17 protein-coding genes and 1 tRNA gene are annotated in these 20617 nt (G+C 44.6%); 8 read left to right on the top strand and 10 right to left on the bottom strand.

Annotated elements, in window-relative coordinates:
* Nucleotides 1–7: 7 nt before the first annotated feature.
* The gene (tolR, locus tag QZY95_RS04695; RefSeq protein ID WP_290919888.1) at nucleotides 8–433 is read right to left on the bottom strand and encodes a protein TolR; all 426 of its coding nucleotides are present in this window, start codon (nucleotides 431–433) and stop codon (nucleotides 8–10) included.
* A gap of 5 nt (nucleotides 434–438) precedes the next feature.
* The gene (gene tolQ, locus QZY95_RS04690; protein WP_290919886.1) at nucleotides 439–1131 is read right to left on the bottom strand and encodes a protein TolQ; all 693 of its coding nucleotides are present in this window, start codon (nucleotides 1129–1131) and stop codon (nucleotides 439–441) included.
* A gap of 459 nt (nucleotides 1132–1590) precedes the next feature.
* On the opposite strand from tolQ, the gene QZY95_RS04685 reads away from it, so the two are divergent.
* Nucleotides 1591–3147, top strand: a complete 1557-nt coding sequence (locus QZY95_RS04685; protein ID WP_290919883.1) for a TolC family protein — start codon at nucleotides 1591–1593, stop codon at nucleotides 3145–3147.
* A 78-nt stretch (nucleotides 3148–3225) separates the two neighbouring features.
* Here the strand turns inward: QZY95_RS04685 and selB are convergent, their stop codons facing one another.
* On the bottom strand, nucleotides 3226–5151 hold the full coding sequence (selB, locus tag QZY95_RS04680) for a selenocysteine-specific translation elongation factor (RefSeq protein WP_290919881.1): 1926 nt from the start codon (nucleotides 5149–5151) through the stop codon (nucleotides 3226–3228).
* A gap of 225 nt (nucleotides 5152–5376) precedes the next feature.
* Between selB and QZY95_RS04675 the strand changes: the two genes are divergently transcribed.
* Nucleotides 5377–5769, top strand: a complete 393-nt coding sequence (locus QZY95_RS04675; RefSeq protein ID WP_290919878.1) for a secondary thiamine-phosphate synthase enzyme YjbQ — start codon at nucleotides 5377–5379, stop codon at nucleotides 5767–5769.
* A gap of 62 nt (nucleotides 5770–5831) precedes the next feature.
* On the opposite strand, the gene QZY95_RS04670 is transcribed toward QZY95_RS04675, so the two are convergent.
* Complete coding sequence (locus QZY95_RS04670; protein ID WP_290919876.1) at nucleotides 5832–6656, bottom strand: nitroreductase family protein; 825 nt, start codon at nucleotides 6654–6656, stop codon at nucleotides 5832–5834.
* Between the two features lie 333 nt (nucleotides 6657–6989).
* Between QZY95_RS04670 and QZY95_RS04665 the strand changes: the two genes are divergently transcribed.
* Nucleotides 6990–8168 (top strand): Na/Pi symporter, encoded by a 1179-nt coding sequence (locus QZY95_RS04665; protein ID WP_290919873.1) that lies wholly within the window; start codon nucleotides 6990–6992, stop codon nucleotides 8166–8168.
* A 580-nt stretch (nucleotides 8169–8748) separates the two neighbouring features.
* Here the strand turns inward: QZY95_RS04665 and QZY95_RS04660 are convergent.
* Together QZY95_RS04660 and QZY95_RS04655 are read right to left on the bottom strand one after the other, a co-directional pair.
* Nucleotides 8749–9171: a universal stress protein gene (locus QZY95_RS04660; RefSeq protein WP_290919870.1), complete on the bottom strand. Its 423-nt coding sequence runs from the start codon at nucleotides 9169–9171 to the stop codon at nucleotides 8749–8751.
* Between the two features lie 829 nt (nucleotides 9172–10000).
* On the bottom strand, nucleotides 10001–10504 hold the full coding sequence (locus tag QZY95_RS04655) for an N-acetyltransferase (protein WP_290919868.1): 504 nt from the start codon (nucleotides 10502–10504) through the stop codon (nucleotides 10001–10003).
* A 219-nt stretch (nucleotides 10505–10723) separates the two neighbouring features.
* Here QZY95_RS04655 and QZY95_RS04650 point away from each other — a divergent pair, with 219 nt between their 5' ends.
* Nucleotides 10724–12670, top strand: a complete 1947-nt coding sequence (locus tag QZY95_RS04650; RefSeq protein WP_290919865.1) for a molybdopterin biosynthesis protein — start codon at nucleotides 10724–10726, stop codon at nucleotides 12668–12670.
* Nucleotide 12671: 1 nt separating this feature from the next.
* Nucleotides 12672–13133, top strand: a complete 462-nt coding sequence (locus QZY95_RS04645) for a YbhB/YbcL family Raf kinase inhibitor-like protein (RefSeq protein WP_290919863.1) — start codon at nucleotides 12672–12674, stop codon at nucleotides 13131–13133.
* 369 nt (nucleotides 13134–13502) lie between these two features.
* On the opposite strand, the gene QZY95_RS04640 is transcribed toward QZY95_RS04645, so the two are convergent.
* From QZY95_RS04640 to QZY95_RS04625, 4 genes are all read right to left on the bottom strand, one after another.
* A complete protein-coding gene (locus QZY95_RS04640; RefSeq protein WP_290919860.1) occupies nucleotides 13503–14525 on the bottom strand; it encodes an alpha-hydroxy-acid oxidizing protein in 1023 nt (340 codons plus the stop codon).
* A gap of 57 nt (nucleotides 14526–14582) precedes the next feature.
* On the bottom strand, nucleotides 14583–15278 hold the full coding sequence (locus tag QZY95_RS04635; RefSeq protein WP_290919859.1) for a FadR/GntR family transcriptional regulator: 696 nt from the start codon (nucleotides 15276–15278) through the stop codon (nucleotides 14583–14585).
* A 167-nt stretch (nucleotides 15279–15445) separates the two neighbouring features.
* Entirely contained in the window at nucleotides 15446–17230 is a 1785-nt protein-coding gene (locus QZY95_RS04630; RefSeq protein ID WP_290919855.1) for a chloride channel protein, read from the bottom strand.
* 24 nt (nucleotides 17231–17254) lie between these two features.
* On the bottom strand, nucleotides 17255–18199 hold the full coding sequence (locus QZY95_RS04625) for a bifunctional riboflavin kinase/FAD synthetase (protein WP_290919852.1): 945 nt from the start codon (nucleotides 18197–18199) through the stop codon (nucleotides 17255–17257).
* A gap of 18 nt (nucleotides 18200–18217) precedes the next feature.
* On the opposite strand from QZY95_RS04625, the gene QZY95_RS04620 reads away from it, so the two are divergent.
* The 3 genes from QZY95_RS04620 to QZY95_RS04610 all read left to right on the top strand — a co-directional run bounded on the left by QZY95_RS04620 (nucleotide 18218) and on the right by QZY95_RS04610 (nucleotide 20483).
* The gene (locus QZY95_RS04620; protein ID WP_290919850.1) at nucleotides 18218–18364 is read left to right on the top strand and encodes a hypothetical protein; all 147 of its coding nucleotides are present in this window, start codon (nucleotides 18218–18220) and stop codon (nucleotides 18362–18364) included.
* 157 nt (nucleotides 18365–18521) lie between these two features.
* Nucleotides 18522–18608, top strand: a tRNA-Leu gene (locus QZY95_RS04615).
* Between the two features lie 105 nt (nucleotides 18609–18713).
* Nucleotides 18714–20483 carry a site-specific integrase gene (locus tag QZY95_RS04610; RefSeq protein WP_290919847.1) on the top strand — a complete coding sequence of 590 codons (1770 nt, stop codon included), beginning with the start codon at nucleotides 18714–18716 and terminating at the stop codon, nucleotides 20481–20483.
* The last annotated feature ends 134 nt before the right edge of the window (nucleotides 20484–20617 follow it).

The following is a 20617-nucleotide window of genomic DNA, read 5'->3' as shown; positions in this document are numbered from 1 at the left end:
CGAGTACCTATTTTTTTGCGGTCGCGGTTTCTGGGTTTTCAGCAAGAACACCCAAATTATTAATGCCCGCACCTTTTATGATGCCCATAGCTTTTACGACGCTTCCGTATGCTACGTGTTTGTCTGCCCTGAGAAACAATTGCTTGTTCTGTTTCTTTACAAGCCGCTCCAGATGACCCGGAAGGTCTTTTTCTGTCACAGCGTAGTCATCAAGCATCATTTTACCATTCTTATCAATGGTAAGTATTAAATGATCTTTATCAGAAGGCAGGGCGGAAACAGTTTCTGTTTGGGGCAGCTCAACGTCCAGCCCTTGTGTCATGAGCGGTGCTGTCACCATAAAAATGATGAGAAGTACAAGCATAACATCAACAAACGGTGTTACGTTGATTTCGGCAACAAAGCCTTTTTTATTTCCGACAGATATTGCCATGAATGCTACCCCTCGCCGGTGGTGCGTTTTGGACGCTGTGCGTGGAGTTCACGCTGAACACGGTTTAAAAATACACCGGAAAATGAGTTAAGTTGGACTTCAATATCCTGAAGTTTGCCAAGGAACATGTTGTAGCCGATTGCGGCAGGAATTGCGACAGCAAGGCCGATTGCAGTTGCTACAAGTGCTTCAGAAATACCCGGTGCAACAGCAGCCAGAGCCGCAGACTTCATTTGCCCGATAGTCTGGAAGGCATGCATAATACCCCAAACAGTACCGAACAGACCGATAAACGGTGCAGAGTTGGCGCAGGTAGCTAAAAATGGAAGAGATGAGGCCAAAGAGGATGATTGCATGGAAACGCCTTGGGTTAGGGAACGCTGTACGTTTTCAGCAATGACAGATGAGGAGTTAACGTTGTCTCTAAGGCGGGTGTATTCGTCAACACCCTGCTGCGCTACAAAATAAAGAGGGGAAGAAGAGTCTGTACCGACAGCTTGAACTGCTTCACGCAGTGATTTTGCATTTTGAAAATCATCAATGCCTTTAGTGGCACGTTTCTTCGCAGAGGAGAGCGTCAGCCATTTATTAAACATAATTGTCCAGCTGATAAGGGACATAGCTGCAAGCATTCCTAGAACAATTTTTACAACAATTGTTGCTTGCCCGATGAGCATGAAGATGTTGGTATCGCCCATATATTTCTCCGGTTGATGTTGCGGATGTATTTATTCTAAGTTTGATGCGTTGTACCCTAAATAAGTTACGGTTTAAAGTTCTTCCATATCCATTTAATATTTTTTAAGTTATAGAGTAAAAAAACATATTCTTTTGTTGAAAGAAAACCGCAACACCATCTCCTACTGGGTGTTTTTCCTTGTATCGGGAAGTGCCTTGCGGTAGTACGAATTTTTGAGTAGAAACCAGCTCTTTTCAAACAGTGTTTGAATGATGCATAACTACTTAGGAATTATCCTGATCATTCAGTGCTTCTCCTCACACACGGAAGCATACCTGAAACACAGCGTTATATTGCGTATAGATCAGTGTTTTTATCCCCTTACCCTTGAAACGGTCCGTAAAAGTATGTATTCTTTAGAAATATTGTTTACGGTGCCAGCTGCAAGTCGATGAGACAAACGCAAGGAGACCCGACCATGAGATGCCGCCATTGGCAGTCGCTGCTTATGCTCATTTTACTGAGTGTTATGATAGCAGCACCAGCGTATGCTGAACAGATGACCTCACAGGAAGACCTTTCCACGGATGTAAAGATAGACCGCGAAGCATCACCGGAAGAGCGTTCTGCTGTGGCAACAGAAATTAAACAGGCTGCTGAAGCAGTTGAGCCGGAATCTACCAAAGGTATTTTATATTCAGGTACATACAACCTGAAAGAAGCGGTTCTTAAAGCACTTGCTGACAACCCTTCAATTGAAGCAGCCCGTAGAGGCGCAACCAGTGCCGAAGAAAGCAGAAAAGCTGCTCGCGGTGCTTTTGGTCCAGCTTTAAGCACTTCATACACAGCATCACATTCTGATGTGAGCTCTTTTAACAACCACAACACCTACCAGTGGGTTGTGGAAGTTTCACAGCCGATTTTCACCGGTTTTAATATTCTTGCTACATACAACAGTGCATCTCTTACTGCTCAGAGTCAGGAACTTGCACTTAATTTAGCAGAATTGAACTTGATTTTTCTTGTACAGCAGAACTTCATTAACCTGCTTTCAGCACGTGAAAATGTTGAGTCTGCTAAAGACTCTGTAGAGCGTCTTGCTTCTCAGCTTAAAGTTGCTCAGGCATTTTATGATGTTGGTTTGAAACCTCGTATTGACGTACTTCGTGCTGAAGCTCAGCTTTCTGAAGCTGAAGATACGTTGATTTCTGCTCAGAACACTGTTGTTATTCAGGAAGCCCGACTGAATACCCTGCTCAACCTTCCAGTAAACGCACATATCAATTACGAAGGTGAGCTGGCATATTTCCCGTTTGAACAGCCTCTTGAAGTAAGTCTTGATACTGCATCCCGCTACCGTCCGGACATCCTGATTGCCCGTAAAGCAACAGAAGTTTCACAGGAACAGGTAACTATTGCAGCGAGCGAGTTTTACCCGCAAGTGTATGGTACCGTTGAATGGGTTAAGAACGGTGACGGATTTACTGTAAACGGCTTTGATAATGACGATAACACAACCCCTCTCTCACGTACTACTATTGGTGCCACAGCAGAGTGGAGCTTGTTTACATGGGGTACAACCTACTTTGCAACAACCAGTGCAAAGCAGACAGTACTTTCCAATAAAGCATCTGAAGCTAACACATGGCAGGAAGCAGCGTTCGAAGTTAAGTCTCGTTACTTGAACATCATTAACGCAGCAAAACGTATCAAAGTGGCAGAAAAAACTGTTGCTGCTGCCGAAGAAGCCTATCGTATGGCTGTAGCCCGATACCAAGCTCAGGTGGGTACTAACACCGACGTACTTGATGCACAGGCTGACCTTTCTTCAGCGGAAGCTTCTTTGATTGCGGCTCGTGGTGATTACATGATTTCTGTAGCTTCTTTGTATAACGCAACCGGTAGTAAAGTTCCGGGACTTACAACCAGCGATGTTATTAATGAAACTGGTCGTGGTCTTGAAGCTGACCTTGCCAAAGATGTTCAGAAAGACATGGAAGCAGAGCGAAACGACGACCCTGCTGCTTTAAATTAGCGTTTGTTTTTATGTATAATAAAAAGGCTGTCCCCAAAGGGGACAGCCTTTTTTTGTATGTATGGTAAGTATAACAGCTTATACGCTGCCAGTACCTCTAAGCTGACGTTTGTCACCAATGCGCATGGTTAAACGGATTCGGTCAAAGTATTCAAGAAGCGGGATAGCGTATTTACGGGAAAGGCCGGCAAGTTCTCTTAGTTGGCCCGGCCCCATATCATCATGGTTAGAAAGATAGTCTCGTACCATTTCTTTAAGCTTCTCAAGCGCTGGAGTGTGGTAGTACAAGGTGTCTTTTACTTTCACCATCTCGCCGTTCTCTTCCATAAGTTTGAGGACAGGCAGTGCTTCCTTTACTTCAACTTCAAGAGGTTCAAGCACTTCTTTTAAATTTGGTGGCGTAATGCCGCCTTTTTCGTAGGCTTCAAGAATGGTTTTGCGTAAGCCTTCCTGATCTGCCGCCATGGAAACTTTATGAGCAGGAAGTTTAAGAACATCCCCTTCAATAGCAATTGATTTTGCTTTAATGAGGCGCTCTACTAGAAAGTGAACGAGTTTTGGAGAAAGGTGTTTTCCCCAGCCGGATGCAAGAATGCCACGCGCGAGGCCTGCTTTCATAGGCTCGTTTTTATGGAAGTCTGCCATGAATTCAAGGCAACTTTCAGATAGTTCTGTGAGTGTGTTGCCGTAAACATATAAGCGTTCTTCTTTGTCAAAACAAAGTGCTTCCTGCTTTCCACCGAAAAGATTGAGTATTTTTTCAAGCTTTTTGGTTTCTATGTCGGTGAAAATGCAAAGGCGAGTGAAGGATAAGCCTTTCTCCGCTGCCATGGCTAAATGTAGGCGAACTCTATCTTCCGGTTCAGCTTTTGGCAGCTCTTGCAGGCTATTCCAGATAATATCGTAATGCGGATTTTTTTTGCGTAAACGTTCTGCTTCGGGATGAAGAAGTTTTCCGCCTGCAACCGTTCGTAATGGAGAAAAAGATCGAATTACACAGCGGTCATTGGCAACTCCGACCATCGGTTCTGGGAAACGAACTTCACATATTGCTGTTTCGCCAGGCATGAGTTTGTCTCTGTCTGGAAAATAGAGGCGTGCAAGTACGTCACGTGCGCCATGATGAAAATGTATTTCTGTACGATTTTTGAGAGGCGATGGAGATGATGAAAGGCATGTAAGTTCAATGTGCCAAGTGTCGGACGGGAAAAGGGTGTCTGGGCGTGCCAGAACGTCACCTCTATGAACGTCGCTTACATCGACACCGGCGATGTTGATTGCGGTGCGTTTTCCTGCCGGAGCTTTTTCAACAGCACTGCCATGACTTTGAAGGCCACGAACTTTCCCCAGTAGGTCGTTCGGGTAGAAACGAACATCGTCACCAACTGAAAGTGAACCGGAAACCATGGTGCCGGTAACAACTGTGCCGTGACCGTGCATGGTGAATGATCTATCCACAGGCATTCTGAAAAGGTCAGAGCGACGCTGTGGTTTGAGTTCTTTTTCCATTTTAGCAATATGCGCCCGAATGGTATCCAAACCTTCTCCAGTTTGAGATGAAACGGGGAAAAGGGGCGCATCTTCAAGAAAGGAGCCTTGGAGGAACGTTTTTACGTCTTCCTGAACCAACTCAAGCCATTCTTCATCCACCATATCTGTTTTTGTAAGCGCAACAAAACCTGTAGGAATACCAAGAAGGGAGCAGATTTCCAGATGTTCTCTGGTTTGAGGCATGACGCCTTCATCAGCAGCAATAACCAGCATAACAAAATCGATGCCGGATGCGCCCGCAACCATGTTTTTTACAAATTTTTCGTGCCCAGGAACGTCAACAATTCCCATTTTACCGCCGTCAGGCAGATCAAAAAAAGCAAATCCCAGCTCAATGGTAATTCCACGTTTTTTTTCTTCTTCCAGTCTATCGCAATCGATTCCGGTAAGAGTTTTTACAAGTGTGGTTTTACCGTGATCGATATGTCCGGCAGTGCCCATTACTACAGGCATAGATACTCCTTGGCATAATTCCTATCTGGTGCTGGTTGCCGCCATTCACGGTAACTGCAGCGCATTATTCAGTATGGTGGTCTTTAGGTAGCATTGCCACGTAAAGATTGTCTGTTGTATTGAAAAAAACTCAACACCTCAACTGTTCCCCGCTAATGGCAGATATGGCACGTACGTGCTATATCCTCTGTCACAGGATAAACTGATTATAAAAAAGAGGCTGTCATGGAATTACTTGAAATTCATACTTCAACACGTGAAGAACTTATTGATATTACATCCAGAGTGCAGGCGTTAGTAAGTGAAAAAAACTGGCAGGGCGGCGCATTGTTATTGTTTTGCCCTCATACTACAGGGGCGGTAACCGTAAACGAGGGAGCTGACCCCGATGTGGCGCGAGATATTACGGTTAATATGCGTCGCATAGTTCCATATAAAGGCGATTATCGTCACATGGAAGGGAACAGTGATGCACACATTAAGGCAAGCATGTTCGGCCCGGATCAAATGTTGATTGTTGAAGATGGGCGGGTACAACTGGGAACATGGCAATCCATTTACTTTTGCGAGTTTGACGGCGCTCGAAATCGTAAGCTGTGGGTTAAATTCTTGGGCTGATGTAAGTAGAAAAGAGCTGATTCGTATGTGCGAATCAGCTCTTTTTTTATCTATCACGATGATTACACAGTAATTTTGTGAATCTTTTGTTGGTTTCGGTCGACAGTGCGGAAGTATTTTACTGCAGGCTTACCGAACATAAGAACATATGCTGCCTCATGATCTTGGGGAATTCCGAGAAGTTCTTTGTAGTCTGGAACAAAATGGATAAATGCTTGTAAGGCAAATCCGCACCACAGGCTGCCGAGTCCGGCATTTGTTGCAGCTAAATCAAAGTGAGTCAGCGCAATGGCAATATCAATCATTGGTGAAGAACCTGAGGTTGGCGAAGAAACAACCAGCATGTGCGGTGCTTCTCTGAAAATGATATCAGCACCTTTGGCGTGTGCTTTGCTCATGCCATAGAAGTGTGACATTTCATCTGGCACACGGTGCTCACTGATGGCGTAATTAATGTAGTTGTATGTTCTTTCGGAGATTTTTTTCATTACGTCCATGTTGTCTACAACTGAAAATTGTAGAGGCATGGCGTTTTTTGCTGTTGGAGCATTGGCTGATACCTTGATGAGTCTATCTATTAGCGCGGTATCTACATTCTCGCTTTTGAAGCGTCGAACCGAGCGGCGTCCGCGCATTAAGGTTTCAAGCTGATCAGAGGAGGGCAGGTTGTTTTTAAGTGGAATACAGTTTTCAGGCTGAATACCTAGAATAGAAATTGCTGCTGTAGGACAAACTGCCAAACAGTGTTGGCATTTCAGACAGCGTGCCTCTCGTGATGGGGCAATGGCAGGGTAGCCATCTTCAAAGCGGATAATCGAAACCGGACAGTCTGTTACGCACTGCTTGCATTGGATGCATTTTTCGGTATCGACGGTGAAATCCAGCATATATTCTCCTTACGTCACTGCTGTGAGGGGATTTTATTGATTGAAAGAAGACAGGATTTATCGGGGGATAAACGTATGTCGTGCTGTGCCAAGGTACAATACGGTAAAAAAGATTGAGGATAAAGAACGATATTATTTACAGACGCCAAGAGCATCAAAAAAACATGGTTTTTTAACATGATATAAGTGTTCATCAGTATTGCTGTCACAATGAAGCAAAACTGTAACAGAACTGTCACAAAGTGTGACTATCAAAAGCACGGCTCGAGGAAGCAGGCATGGGTGTCTGACAGTTCGGGTCGTTCACCTAGATAGACACGTTATGGAGCTTGTATGCCTGAGATGACTTACTCTCCTGAAGCAGCACATGAAGCTGCTTCTGTGATGGAATCTGAACAGTTCAGCCTGAAGACCGTTGGTCGCTGGCTGGCTGTAGTTGCTCTTATTTACTGTATGCTGCTCGCAGTAGGTATGATCGGTGCCGGATTCAAAACTGCCACAGCAGGGCAGGCAAAAACATTGTTTGCTTTTGCTTCCAATCCATTTCTCGGACTTATCATCGGTACAGTTTGTACAGCCCTTATCCAATCTTCCAGTACTGTAACTTCCATCATAGTTGGTCTGGTCGCCGGTGGCCTACCGGTCTCTATTGCCATTCCTATGATTATGGGCGCAAACATCGGTACTACTATTACAAACACTATTGTCAGCGCAGGTCATATGCGTTGCAGCACAGAATTTAAACGTGCGTTTTCCGCTGCCACGGTTCACGACTTCTTTAACCTGATGGCTGTAGGCATCTTCCTTCCTTTGGAGATGGCAACAGGTTTTCTGGAAAAATCAAGTTACGCCATAGCATCTATGTTTGCTGGCGGCAGCTCTATGAGCATGAAAGGCATGAACTTTATTAAGCCGATTACCAAGCCGATTATCGGCAGCGTAAAAGGTTCATTCGGTGGTTTTCCTGCTGAGGTTCAGGGTGCCCTTCTTGTTGTCATCGGAATCGGACTTATTTTCTGTGCGATTACTCTTATGGGCAAACTTCTTAAAGTGCTGATGGTGGGGCGCGCTAAGAACATGCTTCATACTGCCATTGGACGCGGACCGTTAGCTGGTATTACTTCCGGCATGGTTGTTACCGTGCTTGTTCAGTCTTCTTCTACGACAACCAGTTTGATGATTCCGCTTGTGGGTTCCGGTATTTTCAGCATGCGTCAAATTTACCCGTTCACATTAGGCAGCAACATTGGAACCTGCGTGACAGCTTTGCTTGCAGCAACTGCTGTGATTGGTGGAAACAGCCTTTTTGCACTGCAAATTGCTATTGTGCATTTGCTGTTCAATATATCAGGTGTGCTGCTCATTTTCGGCATTCCGTTCATGCGCGAAATTCCGCCACGTTGCGCAGAGTGGCTTGCTGACTTTGCAGGACGCAAGAAACGTTATGCAGCGTGCTACGTGCTGGGAGTATTCTTCCTTTTGCCTGCTACTTTTATTGTGTTCGCTCAATAATGACTTCAGGCTTCCAATGTAAGCTAGTCAGGATAAAAAAATATCAGCGCATTGATTGATATTTCATAAAGATAAACGGAGTGCCGTAGTGTTTTTTGTTGAAAAAACGCCACGGCACTTTTTTTTGTAATTTTGTACTTCCCAAATGTCACAGATAGCTTTACAGTCATCCTGAAACCGTTTACAGAATGGATTCAGATAATTTCTACAAAAATACTCTGAAAAGAGTGACAGGGCGAGTATGCGCTGTATTTGTAGAGTGTAACCGCTTCCGGGAAATGAATGATGGATGGTTGTACCCCCGTACAAGCTTCCATCGCAGTTTACCGGATGAATCTGACACAAACCTTATCTGGTAATAAACCGTTCTTTTTAGCGGTTTAGCGCTGCGTATTGCACATCTTCGGTAGCATTCAATGGGCGAAATGCTGCCGGAGCTCCTCAAAAGAGTCCGGGGTTCAGCCGATGGTTACTAGTTCTGAACTCCGGACTCTTTTGCGTTCAGCGTATGAAAATTACGACATAAAAAAGGTCGGTGGACTTCATCAGAAGTTTCACCGACCTTTTTTCTTTTTTTTAGTTACGGCTTTTGATGCACGACAAGGACGTTACAGGGAGCTTGTTTGAGCACTCTGGTGGTCACGCTGCCCAGCAGAATGGAAGCCAGCGGGTTAGTTCCGCGTGGTGCCATAATAATTACATCGACGTTTTCACGTTCAGCCATGCGCGGAATCTCTTCGCTTGGTGAATTGTCTATAACATGCTCTGTGTACTTTACTTCAGTTTTCTCGAGAAGTTCACGTACCGGTGTGAGTACGAGGTTAGCATACTCCAGAGATTCAACTGAAAAATCTTTAAACTGCTTCAGGTTCTGAAAGGTTTCACTGCAATAGAGCAACATGATTTCTGCGCTGAATTTTTGTGCAAGATCAATAGCTTCTGCAGCAGCATTGAGAGAATATTCCGATCCATCTACCGGTAACAATATTTTTTTAATGTCCATAGACTAACTCCCATGTAACAGCAGAGGTTATGTAAAAGTCCTGTATCGATGCTAGCATACTTTATACGGACAATAAAAGAACATCTTTTGTTTTTATTTTGCAATAAGATGACACATGTTCTTTTACCAGCACCGATAAAATCAGTTTTTTGGCATATGATCTTCAGCATAGCGTGCAGGCAAGAGTGTAGCAATTGGATAAAAAAGATATAATACATACTAAAATAAAAAGACTAATTCTCGGATGTCGTCGAGAATTAGTCTTTTAGGGTAGGAAAACCGAAGAATTCCTGGGTAGGGATATACTGTATAGACCCATGTACTCTTTGGCGTAGTTTGAGTAATCATGGATGATGCGTTTATACAGTATGTTGCTCATATAAATTCTTTAAAAGAGTGAGCATTATTAATAGAAATAATGAAGTTTTATTTTTGTGTAAAGAAAATGAAAAATATCACAAGAAAATGTCCATATAGTAACAGGCCTTACTAAGAAAGTTAAAGGCCTTTTTAATCAATTATACAGAGTGGATAGGGTGTTTTGGTGGACGCAAAAAAGGTCTCAATTTACATTGAGACCTTTTTTTAATCATTCAGGCTTGTCAGAGCTGTTGCCGTGTTTTCCGAACACATTTTACGGAACATTCGTGTTCGGAAAACGCAGCATCAACGCGTAAAGATCACGCGTTATGCGAGGAAGGTGCATCATACCGAAGCAGTGCAAGTAAGCAACTTAATAAATTTTATGTAATTCATAAGTTTTTTTTGAATGACGTGTGGTTCAGTGAACAACCATATGAGTACTTATTTCGAAAATGCATTGTATTACTTAGAGTTCTCTGGAAAATACAGGGTCGAGTGTAATGATTCCTTCCGGTACATTGGAGCTGAGTGGAAGAAGGACGCTGTGTTCTGGTTGAATTTTGCTAAAGATAAGTCTTGAGTCGTTTCTAAAACCAACTTGTGTGAAGAATTTTGGATCACCTCTGGAAACAAGTCCTTCAGCGCCCAGTGCAGCCATTGTCCGTATTGCTTCTTTTACGAGTTGCTTTCCGACTCCTTTTCTTTGCTCTTCTGGTAAAACTCCGATCGGCCCAAGATAAAACCAGTTCGTTTTTTCTTTGTTAATTCGTATCGGAGAGATTGTAAGGTGTCCTATAATGCCGAGCGGTGGCTCCTCTGCTACGAGAGAGGCGACAAGTGCATTTTTTTCTCGTAATAAATCAATCAGTTTATAATCTTCTTTAAGAGTATATGGGTGGTCATTAAATGCGTAATAGTGAACCTTACGTATTGCATTTGCATCATATTTTTTTTCGGGGCGGATGCGCATACGTGCCTCCTGAAAGTTGCTTACAGTGCTGTTTAACAGTGATTGTAAAAAGCAACTTTACTGCAAAGTAAGGATGTGTTCACAGTATATACATTCTATTTACTGTCACGTTAAAATAGAAAGCTCTGTGCCTGAATATAAATGAGGTTCAGGCTCTTTTATTACCGTTCTAAAACATGTATTATGCTCGCCGACTAAAAAAAATACCGCGAGGGGCTTATGACTGCATCTAAACGAAACGTATATTTGAAAACAATCCCGCTTACTGAAGCTGTGGCTAAAATGCAGGCTGCGCTGGATAGGGAAGTGCTTTTACGGACTGAAGTTGTACCGACACATGAAGCTGCCGGTCGGGTTTTGTCTGAAGCAGTGTTTGCTCAATACTCCTCGCCGACATTTCATAGCGCAGCAATGGACGGCATTGCTGTTACCGCAAAAGAGACCTTTACCGCTCGGGAAGGCGCACCTTTACGCTTAAAAAAAGGTGAATCATATGAGCCTGTAAATACCGGCAATCCACTTCCTGAAGGGTGTGATGCCGTTGTTATGATTGAGAATGTAATCTCAGTTGATGAAGAGCACGTAGAAATTGAAACCCCCGCGTTTCCTTGGCAACATGTTCGCCGTATCGGTGAGGATATCGTTGCAACGGAGTTACTGTTCCCACAGAATCAGCAAGTTTCCCCTTATGATATCGGGGCATTGTTGAGTGCCGGTATCTGGGAAGTACGTGTGTGGGAAAAGGTTCGTGTGTGTATTATTCCTACAGGAGATGAGGTTCTCGACTTTGAAAATCGTCCAGAACCGAAACCGGGGCAGGTTATAGAAAGTAACTCTCAGGTATTGGGAGCAATGGCTCGTAATCTTGATTGTGTTGTTGATCGTATCCCGCCGGTGCCTGACGTGCCAGAGCTGCTTGAGAAAACGGTAGCTCAGAAGCTGAATGAACCGTACCATTTGATTATCATCTGTGCGGGTTCATCTGCAGGATCAAAAGATTTTACCCGATCAACGATTGCTAAACTTGGCGAGGTGGTTGTGCATGGTGTGGCTGCTATGCCAGGTAAGCCTTCCCTGCTTGGAGTTTGTAAAGATAAGCTTGTAGCCGGTGCTCCGGGATACCCTGTAAGTGCTGTAATTTGCTTTGAAGAATTACTCACTCCGCTTATTTCGTGGATTAGCCGTAAGCCTGTTCCAGCCCGCCCTGTTGTGAATGCTGAACTGACCCGAAAAGTTCCGTCAAAGCTTGGTATTGAAGAATTTTTACGCCTTTCTGTTGGTAAGGTTGGTGATAAATACGTAGCGACTCCTCTCGCCAGAGGGGCTGGTTGTATTACAACAATGTCCCGTGCTCAGGGCGTAGGGCGGATTCCTGCTCAGGCTGAAGGTGTTGATCAGCATTCCATTGTTCACACAGAGTTGCTTGTTGAAGAAAAGCGTTTGGATGAAGTCCTTGTTACTGTCGGCAGTCATGACAATACGTTGGATATTTTGTCTGATGAGCTTATGGGGCTTGATACTCCAATGCGCCTTGCCTCAAGTCATGTGGGGTCGATGGGTGGAATTTTAGCGATCAAGAACGGTTCCTGTCATCTTGCTGGAGCGCACCTGTTTGATCCGGAAACAAATGATTATAACTTCCCGTTTGTTGAAAAGTATCTTCCACATACAGATGTTACGCTTGTAAACCTCGCTATCCGTCATCAGGGATTTATTGTCCCAAAAGGGAATCCTAAAAATATTCAGTCTATTACTGATCTTGCTGGTAGCTCTATCAAGTTCCTTAACCGGCAACGCGGAGCCGGCACACGCATTCTTTTCGACTACCACTTAAAGAAAGCGGGGATAGCCCCGAATGCCGTAACAGGGTATGATAAGGAAGAGTTCACCCATATGGCGGTGGCAGTAAATGTCTTAACAGGCGCTGCAGATACAGGGCTTGGAATTTATGCTGCTGCAAAGGCGCTGAACTTAGATTTTGTTCCGCTTGCTCGTGAACGGTATGATTTGATTATTCCAACAGAATACCTTGACACTCCACAGGTACAGGCTGTTCTTGAGCTCTTAAAATCCCCGACTTTTAAAGCTCGAATTGAGGCTTTGGGTGGGTATGAAACTTCTTTGACTGGTACAGTTATGGAGCCGGGCATCGGCTTAGGAGAGTAGTGTGAAGTTCTCTAGTCCTGCGTTTGCCGCTACAGAGCGCATTCCGCAAAAATATACATGTGATGGAGAGGATGTTTCTCCTCCTCTCGAGTGGGCAGATCTACCGGAAGGAACGAAAAGCCTTGCTGTTATTTGCGATGATCCAGATGCTCCTTCAGGAGTTTGGGATCATTGGCTGATCTTTAATATCAGCCCAGAGCTTTCTGGACTTGAGGAGAATACGCCCAAGCAGTTTGATCCTTTCCGTGGGGTTGGACATGGCTTAAACAGCTGGCAGAATGCGTATTATGGCGGCCCTTGTCCTCCTTCCGGTGAGCATAGATATTACTTTAAGCTCTATGCGCTTGATAGCCGGTTAAAGATTAAGCCGGGGACAGCAAAAGCTGGACTTTTGCGCGCTATGGAAGGTCATATTTTAGAGAAAGCTCATTTTTACGGCGTGTATTCTCGAGAGAGTGTATAACGTAAAAAAACATTGTATCTGAGCATGATATTTATGGTGTTCATGTTTTTTGAGACCGGCGAGAAGGGGAAATGGTTCCTTTTGAATTTTTCGTTTGGTGAAAACAGTATTGAGTAAAAAGAAACGCCTGTTGTTTGCTGAACTAGAGAAGTTCAGTAAACGACAGGCGTTTTTCTATGCCAGTTGAGAGTATTTGATCTCAAGGAGGGAGGGGCATTGCCCCCCTCTAGCTAGGCATATTTTATAAGGCATCACAACGCCGTAAGCGTGCCGTTATCAGTTCCACTGGCTGTTGTTGGAAGCAGACAGCGGGGGATGCATGCAGATAAGGCGAATTCGCTTACCGTTGGATGGCGTTGTGATGAGTTTTTATTGTCCCAGAACGTCAGTAATAATATTCAGATTTGCATCTTCAATAGATTCACAGCCTGTTAGTACCATCGCAGATTTCAATTCACCTGTGAGTTGCTGAATATATTTTGAGGCACCTTCTTCAAGGCCGCCAACTGTTGCGATTGAGAAAGGACGTCCAATCATAACAGCATCTGCACCAAGTGCGATCATTTTGAGAATGTCGGCGCCAGTACGGATACCTCCATCAACAAGAACGGCAATTTCACCGTTTACTGCTTCTGCAATACCCTGAAGAACATGGGCTGTGCCCGGAGTATGATCCAGAACGCGTCCGCCGTGGTTAGAGACAACAATGCCTGCTGCTCCGGCCTCTACTGCTGCAAGTGCGTCTTCTTCCGTCATAACGCCTTTAAGAAGAACTTTACCCGGAATACGCTCGATAAGTGCTTTCAAACGTTCAACGCCGCGAGGTGCGACAGGGCGACCCATTTTCGCGAGCGTAATAAGGCCGATTGCATCAATATCAATACCAAAAGTAGTACAGCCTGTAGCTGCAGCCTTTTCAATCTTTTCAAAGAACTCATCGCCTTCCCATGGCTTAATGAACGGGATGCCGTTACCGCTTACAGCTCTAAGTGCGTCAAATCCTGCTTCTGAGATAAAAGGCGGAACTCCGTCACCAGTACAGCCTACAATACCGTTAGCATCGCATGCTTTAAGTTTTGAGGTGATGTATTCATCTTCGGTAACTTTACCGCCCATGTTGAAGGAAACACCCCCGATTGGCGCTGCGAATACCGGAATAGAGAGGTTGTAACCAAGGACTGTACAGTTGGTATCAGGCTCAGAAACATCATGAATAGTGCGCATGCGCAGTTTGTAGTCTGCCAAGGCTTCAACGTTGCCTTTAAAGGAGGAAGCGGTTCCAAGACCGCCCATGCCGGGGACTTCACCTGCACAGGCGCGTCCGTCACATTCTTTACAGACTCGACAAAAGCCTTTCATACGTTCACGGGCTTCTTTACGAACTTCTTGCATAACATTTCCTTACAGGGTTGTTGTGGTTAATTTATTTATTGCAAGGCGTTGCGCTGTTTATTTTTCGGAAAACAACATGCCGTGCACTTGTTCAAGATGTCTGTGCATGGTTTCTGTCGCCAAAGATTCGTTTCCGGCGGCAATAGCGTTGAAAATTTCTTTATGCATTGCGCATGAAGCAGCCATACGTTCAGGGCTTTGCAGCGGCGCTTGACGTGTCTCTTCAAGTGCCGTGCTGGCATTGAACAGTGCCTGTTCAAAGAGAGGGTTGCCGGAGGCTTTTGCTATGGCAGTGTGAAAACGTATATCTTTTTCCCACGGATTGCCCTTTGGTGGCTCCGGTGCCTTTTCATCAATGATTGCGGCTATAGCTTGTAACTGCTCTTTTGTTGCATTTTTGGCAGCTAGGCCTGCCATTGGAGGCTCAATAGCTTGCCTGAATTCCATAATTTGTAACAGGTAAATTCGTTGCTCTGTAACTGCTTCGGCAAGCGGTTCAAGGATATCGCCTGTGTTAACGATAAAGGTGCCGTTTCCGCGTTTGCTTTCAACAATTCCCTTTTCCTGAAGAGAGCGAATTGCTTCGCGAATAGAGCTTCGGGATACCTGAAACGTAGTTGCTAAATCACGCTCGGGAGGCAGTCTGTCTCCGACAGTAAGAGTGCCTTTGTGCAGCATTTCTTCGATGCGGAGCACGACCTGTTCGTAAATTTTCAGCTGATCATTTGGTTGTGCGGATGTCATTTTGTTCATGTAATCCTTCTATGATCAGAATGGTGGTCTGACCAATCACTTTGGTCTGACCAATAGCATAATGAACATCAGTTTTGAAGAATTTTATTACGGACAGAAACGTAAGAAAGCCCTCTGAATATTCTCAGAGGGCTTTCATTATTTCATCTGGGTATTGAATGTGTCGGTTATTTTTCGTTTTCCCGAATGTTACTCAAGTGGTTTTTGTAAGCTCTAAAGACGTCTGCTCTGTTGATCAATCCAAGGATTTCATTAGGACTATTGTCCTGAACAACAGGAATTTGGCCAAGGTCAGAGTCTACAAACTTTACGAGTGCAGTGTATAGGTCATCGTCTTCCTGAAGCGTAACGCCTTTACGGGCAAGGTCGCCTACGACAACAAGGTCGAACAGACTTTCTTCGTAAAGGATGTTTCGAACATCGTTGATGGAAAGAATCCCCGTGATTTCACCTGCAATGTTTTTAACAGGGAAGAAGAATTCATTTGTACCTGTAATAATGTTCGTAAGTGCCTTAAGGGTTATTGATTCCTCAAGGATTGTAACGCGTCCGCGCTGGTAAAACTCTTTAACCTGTAAATTTTCGAGGATGTTTACGGTAGAGTCAACAATATGAGCAGGGGATTCAAATTTGTTTTCGACCTGATTTTCGTAGAGAGAAACTTTACGGCTGATAACAACACAGACAGCACCTGCAAGCATAAGCGGAGCAAGCAGACCATAACCTTTGGAAAGTTCGCAAACCATGATCAGCGGGCCGATAGGAGCGTTTGCAACACCAGCAAAGAAGGTCGCCATACCTACAAGAACATAACCGCCCGGCTGAGTGACAATGTTCGGATAGAAGCTGTTTGCGGTAAAACCTACAACACCGCCGGTCATTCCGCCTACAAAAAGTGCAGGTGCGAACATACCGCCACTCATACCCGAGCCGAGTGTGAGTGATGTGGCAAGTGTCTTTCCGAAAAGAAGCACAAGCATGGTGAGTATTGGCAAGTTGCCGTTAATGGCTTGTTCCAAACCGTGGTGACCCGTTGAAAGTACTTCCGGGTAGAACATGCCGTATACACCCATGATGAGGCCGCCTGCTACCATGGTCCACATAATCCCTACGCGTTGGCGAAGTTTTTCAAATACAGAGTACTTGAGGAAGTGGAAGGTGCGAACATAAAACCATGCGGCGAGCGCACAGGCTGCGGAAAGAATTGCGTAGAACAGCAGCTCTCGGGCGTCATTAAAGTGGAACTCAGGAATTTCAAACATTGGTTTAGAACCGAATGCCATGAAAAAGAGTGAGTATGCTACAACAGAAGAAGTAACCGCAGAAACAATAGCTTCAGATTCAAAATCTTCTTTGTAGATAACTTCAATAGCAGTCATCGCACCGCCGAGAGGGGCGAGGAATATAGCACCGAGACCACCGGCTGCACCGGTGAGCATAAGAATTCGTCGCTCTTTTGTTGAGAGGCCGAACTTGTGAGCAAACCAGCAACCGAGTCCGGCACCGAGCTGTGATACAGGTCCTTCCTGACCTGCTGAGCCACCTGAAGCGATGGTTAAAACAGCTGTAATTCCTTTAATAATTGGTGCCTTTGGCTTGATGTCACCTTTGTTTTGGTGAAATGCCTTAATCATAGCGTCAGTGCCATCGGTGACACCATGAATTGAGTCCGGCAGAAATTTGTTTACAAGGAAGCCGGTAATAAAGGCGACAGAAACAAGCGCTACAGGGATAACCCAAGGACGGTATTCGCCGTTACTTCCATGTGCAGAAAGACCGGCAAGGTGGTTTTGGATAAAGTATTGGGAGTAATCCAGCCCAAGGCGGAATAAAATTGCAACTAATCCTGCAAAAATACCGACGAGTATACCGAGAACCAACATACGAACGTATGTTACGCTGTTGTATACGCGCAGGTATTCCTGCCAAATTCTCTTAAAAGGACCGAGCATTGGGCGCTCCAAGTATGTGTTGTGCTAAAGGCGCGCTTCTGGGGCGTCGAGTAATTGTCGAGCTAAAGAAACGTCGCTGGTAATTTGTTCGATGAGCTCGTCCAGCCCGTTGAATTTTTTTTCATCCCGCATGCGTGCAACAAAGTTAAGACGCAGTTCCCATCCGTAGATATCTGCATCAAAGTCGAGAATGAATGTTTCAACGCTGATTTCATCATTACCGAAGGTCGGGTTGTAGCCGATGTTGGTTACAGCCTGATAGACCTTTCCATCTAATTCTGCCCATGTGGCGTATACACCGGGTTTAGGATGCAATTCATCCCGTACCCGCATGTTTGCTGTCGGAAAGCCGAGCAGTTTGCCACCGCGATCCATTCCGTGAATAACTGTGCCACGGATAATGTAAAAACGATCCATGAGCGGCCGGACATCCCACACTTTACCTGCTTTAATCAGGTCGCGAATGCGTGTGGAGCTGACAATGGCGTCATTGATCATTACAGGTTTCAGGCGTTCTATGCCGTATCCGAGTTTTTCTCCTAATGCGGAGAGCAACTCATAATTACCCTTACGACCTTTACCAAAGGCGTAATCGTACCCTACAACAAGCTCTTTCATATTAAGCTCATCTACAAGGATAGTTTTTACAAAGTCTTCTGGTTCAAGAGATGCCAGATCCCGTGTAAACTCGAGCAACAGAACGAGGTCTACACCGATTTTTTCGAGCAAATCCAGCTTCTTTTCGTAGTCTGTAATAAGGGCAGGGGCATGCGAACCGGCAAGCACCTTGAGTGGATGCGGGCAAAAAGTAACTACGACACTAGGTACGCCCATAGAAGCCGCTTTTTCCTTAGTGCGGTTAATTAACTTTCTGTGTCCGTTGTGCACACCGTCGAAGTTTCCGATAGTGACGCAACAACCTTGGGAAAGATCAATTGAAATTTCCTGTATACTTCGTGCTATTTGCATGGGTACCACCAGCAGCATGTGATTTTCGTATTAGATCTTCGCGTACAGGCTGCCTGTTGCGCGAAGGCGATTATTGTTACAGCAAAAGAGGTAGCGCTTCAAGTAGCAGTTCGTCGCCCGACGTATTTGGAGTACGCACTTTGTTTTTTCTTCAGTCGCATGTAAATTCAGATGGTTGCTGAAAAACAATTTTGAGTTTGCAGTTTTTTAGTTTGATATAGAAGACATTTTTTTTATTTTTTTCTAAAAAAAGCTTGCAAGGTTTTCATATTATCGCTAAACACCACTCCTCGAAGCGCATAAAAAGCTTCGACGAAAACGTGCCGAGGTGGTGGAATTGGTAGACACGCTAGGTTCAGGGTCTAGTGGATGTATTTCCGTGAGAGTTCGAGTCTCTCCCCCGGCACCATCGAAAATATTCTCCTAACATGTTAATGTGTTAGGAGTTTTTTTCGTTTATAGCCATGACGCTTACACATTCCTACACATTTCCTACACAAAGTAAGGAATCGTCATGGCAGATTATCTCGTCACAACACCTCACTCACACTGCTTCCGCAGAGCAATCCCCTCTGACCTACAACCACTTGTTGGAATTAAAGAACTTCGCTATTCACTTCGCACTATGCGTAAGCATGAGGCAAAGAAAAAAGCGCGTAGCCTTGCGGCTGCAACCAACATTCTTTTTGACACCATCAGGGAGTCACCCAACATGCAATCACTTCCAAAAGAAGAACTACAGAGGATAGTTCGAAACTACATCCAAGAAATACTCAAAGAAGACGAAGAGCATCGGTTAAACAAGGGAGTATATAAAACTAGCTCTCTTGAAACCATTGCTGAAGGCAACCATGAGTGGCATTTTGAACTTCAGAACTTCATAGATGACCTTCGTGTAGAAATGGCTACAGGTAGATATGACAGTGCTAAACGTGCTGCTGAATATGCATTAAAGCTCAGTGACGTCAGTCTCCATGGAAATAGCTACGACTTCAAAAAACTTTGTTATGAGCTTGCTCATGCAAAAATGCAGCTGTACCGCATAGAGATGGCTAAAGACAACTTCAAGGTCTCAGAAGCCCGTCAAATGGAAGAAGAGCTACTTTCTGAATACTCCCCAAAACAAGCGCCTATAGCTACTCAACAGCAATCTTTCACCACACCTTCCCTTACCATTGGTGAAGCGGTAGCGAAGCATATTGAAATCAAGACAGAACGCGGGGACTGGTCTACGGGCAGCATCCCAGACAATACCATGCGTGTGAACTACTTCGCCAAGTGCATCGGTGAAAGCAAGCTCATGAACGAACTCACTCGGGATGATATTCGTTACTACATGCGCGTTCTTGAGAAAGCTCCAAGGGCAAACAAACAAAGCCAAAAGCAATATAAAAACAAGAGGATAGCGCAGCTTTTAAAGCAAGAAATCCCGCCTTGTGACAGATACAGTCAGAAGTCCATCAAAAACTTCTGCACATGCGCTGTAGGCTTTCTCAACTGGTGCGAGAAAGAGGGCTATCTAGAAAAAGCTAGTCATCTAACAGCACAACTTCATCTTTCCAAAAAAGCCAAGGCATCAGCCCCGCAAGCTATAGCACGTGAGTATTTCAGCACTAAAGAGCTTCGTTCTCTATTCCATGGTAGCGTCTACAAGGACTTAGACTTCAAGCACTCCTATCAGTTCTGGACACCGTTAATAGCTCTCTTCACAGGAATGCGCTTAGGTGAAATCTGCCAACTTGAGCTAACCGATATCCGAGAAGACAACGGTATTCATTACATTGATATTAACGAGATTGGAGAAAAGCACGTCAAGTCTGAGGCAGGAAAACGGCAAACACCTATACATCCGTTCTTGGTAGACTTGGGACTACTAGACTTTGTCGAGCTACAGCGAAAGCGCAATGAGACAAGGCTGTTCTCAAACCTTAAGCGCCACAAGTCTACAGGTAAATGGGGAAACAACGTAACCAAGTGGTTCACAAAATACCGAAGGTCTTGCGGCGTAGGAGGCATGGAAGGCGAGCAAAGCTCACTTGTGTTCCACTCCTTCCGTCACACAGTCTTTACTTGGGCGAAGCATAACGACATCAACAGAGCTATTGTTCAAGAAACTCTTGGACATGAGGATTCTGGCAAGGGAAAAGATGTAACCGCAGGGTACGAAGGTCGCTTCCCTCTTCCACGCTGTTATAACGACTTCATCAAAAAACTTGATTTTGCCGATACTGTTGACCTGCACTACTTGCTCAACAAGAAAAAAGACATATTATCCAAGCTATAATCTTACACATTTCGATTCTAAGCGATGTTTTTCACTTTTTCGACTTAGGAGTCGTGTTAAAATTTTAACAGAGCCATCTCTGTTTAGTTCAACATTGCAGCCTATGAACATTAAGAAGACAAACATGAACTATA

This window comes from Halodesulfovibrio sp., assembly GCF_015482765.1.
In the GTDB taxonomy this organism is placed as follows: Bacteria; Desulfobacterota; Desulfovibrionia; order Desulfovibrionales; family Desulfovibrionaceae; genus Halodesulfovibrio.
This window is presented reverse-complemented; position numbering and strand designations above follow the sequence as displayed.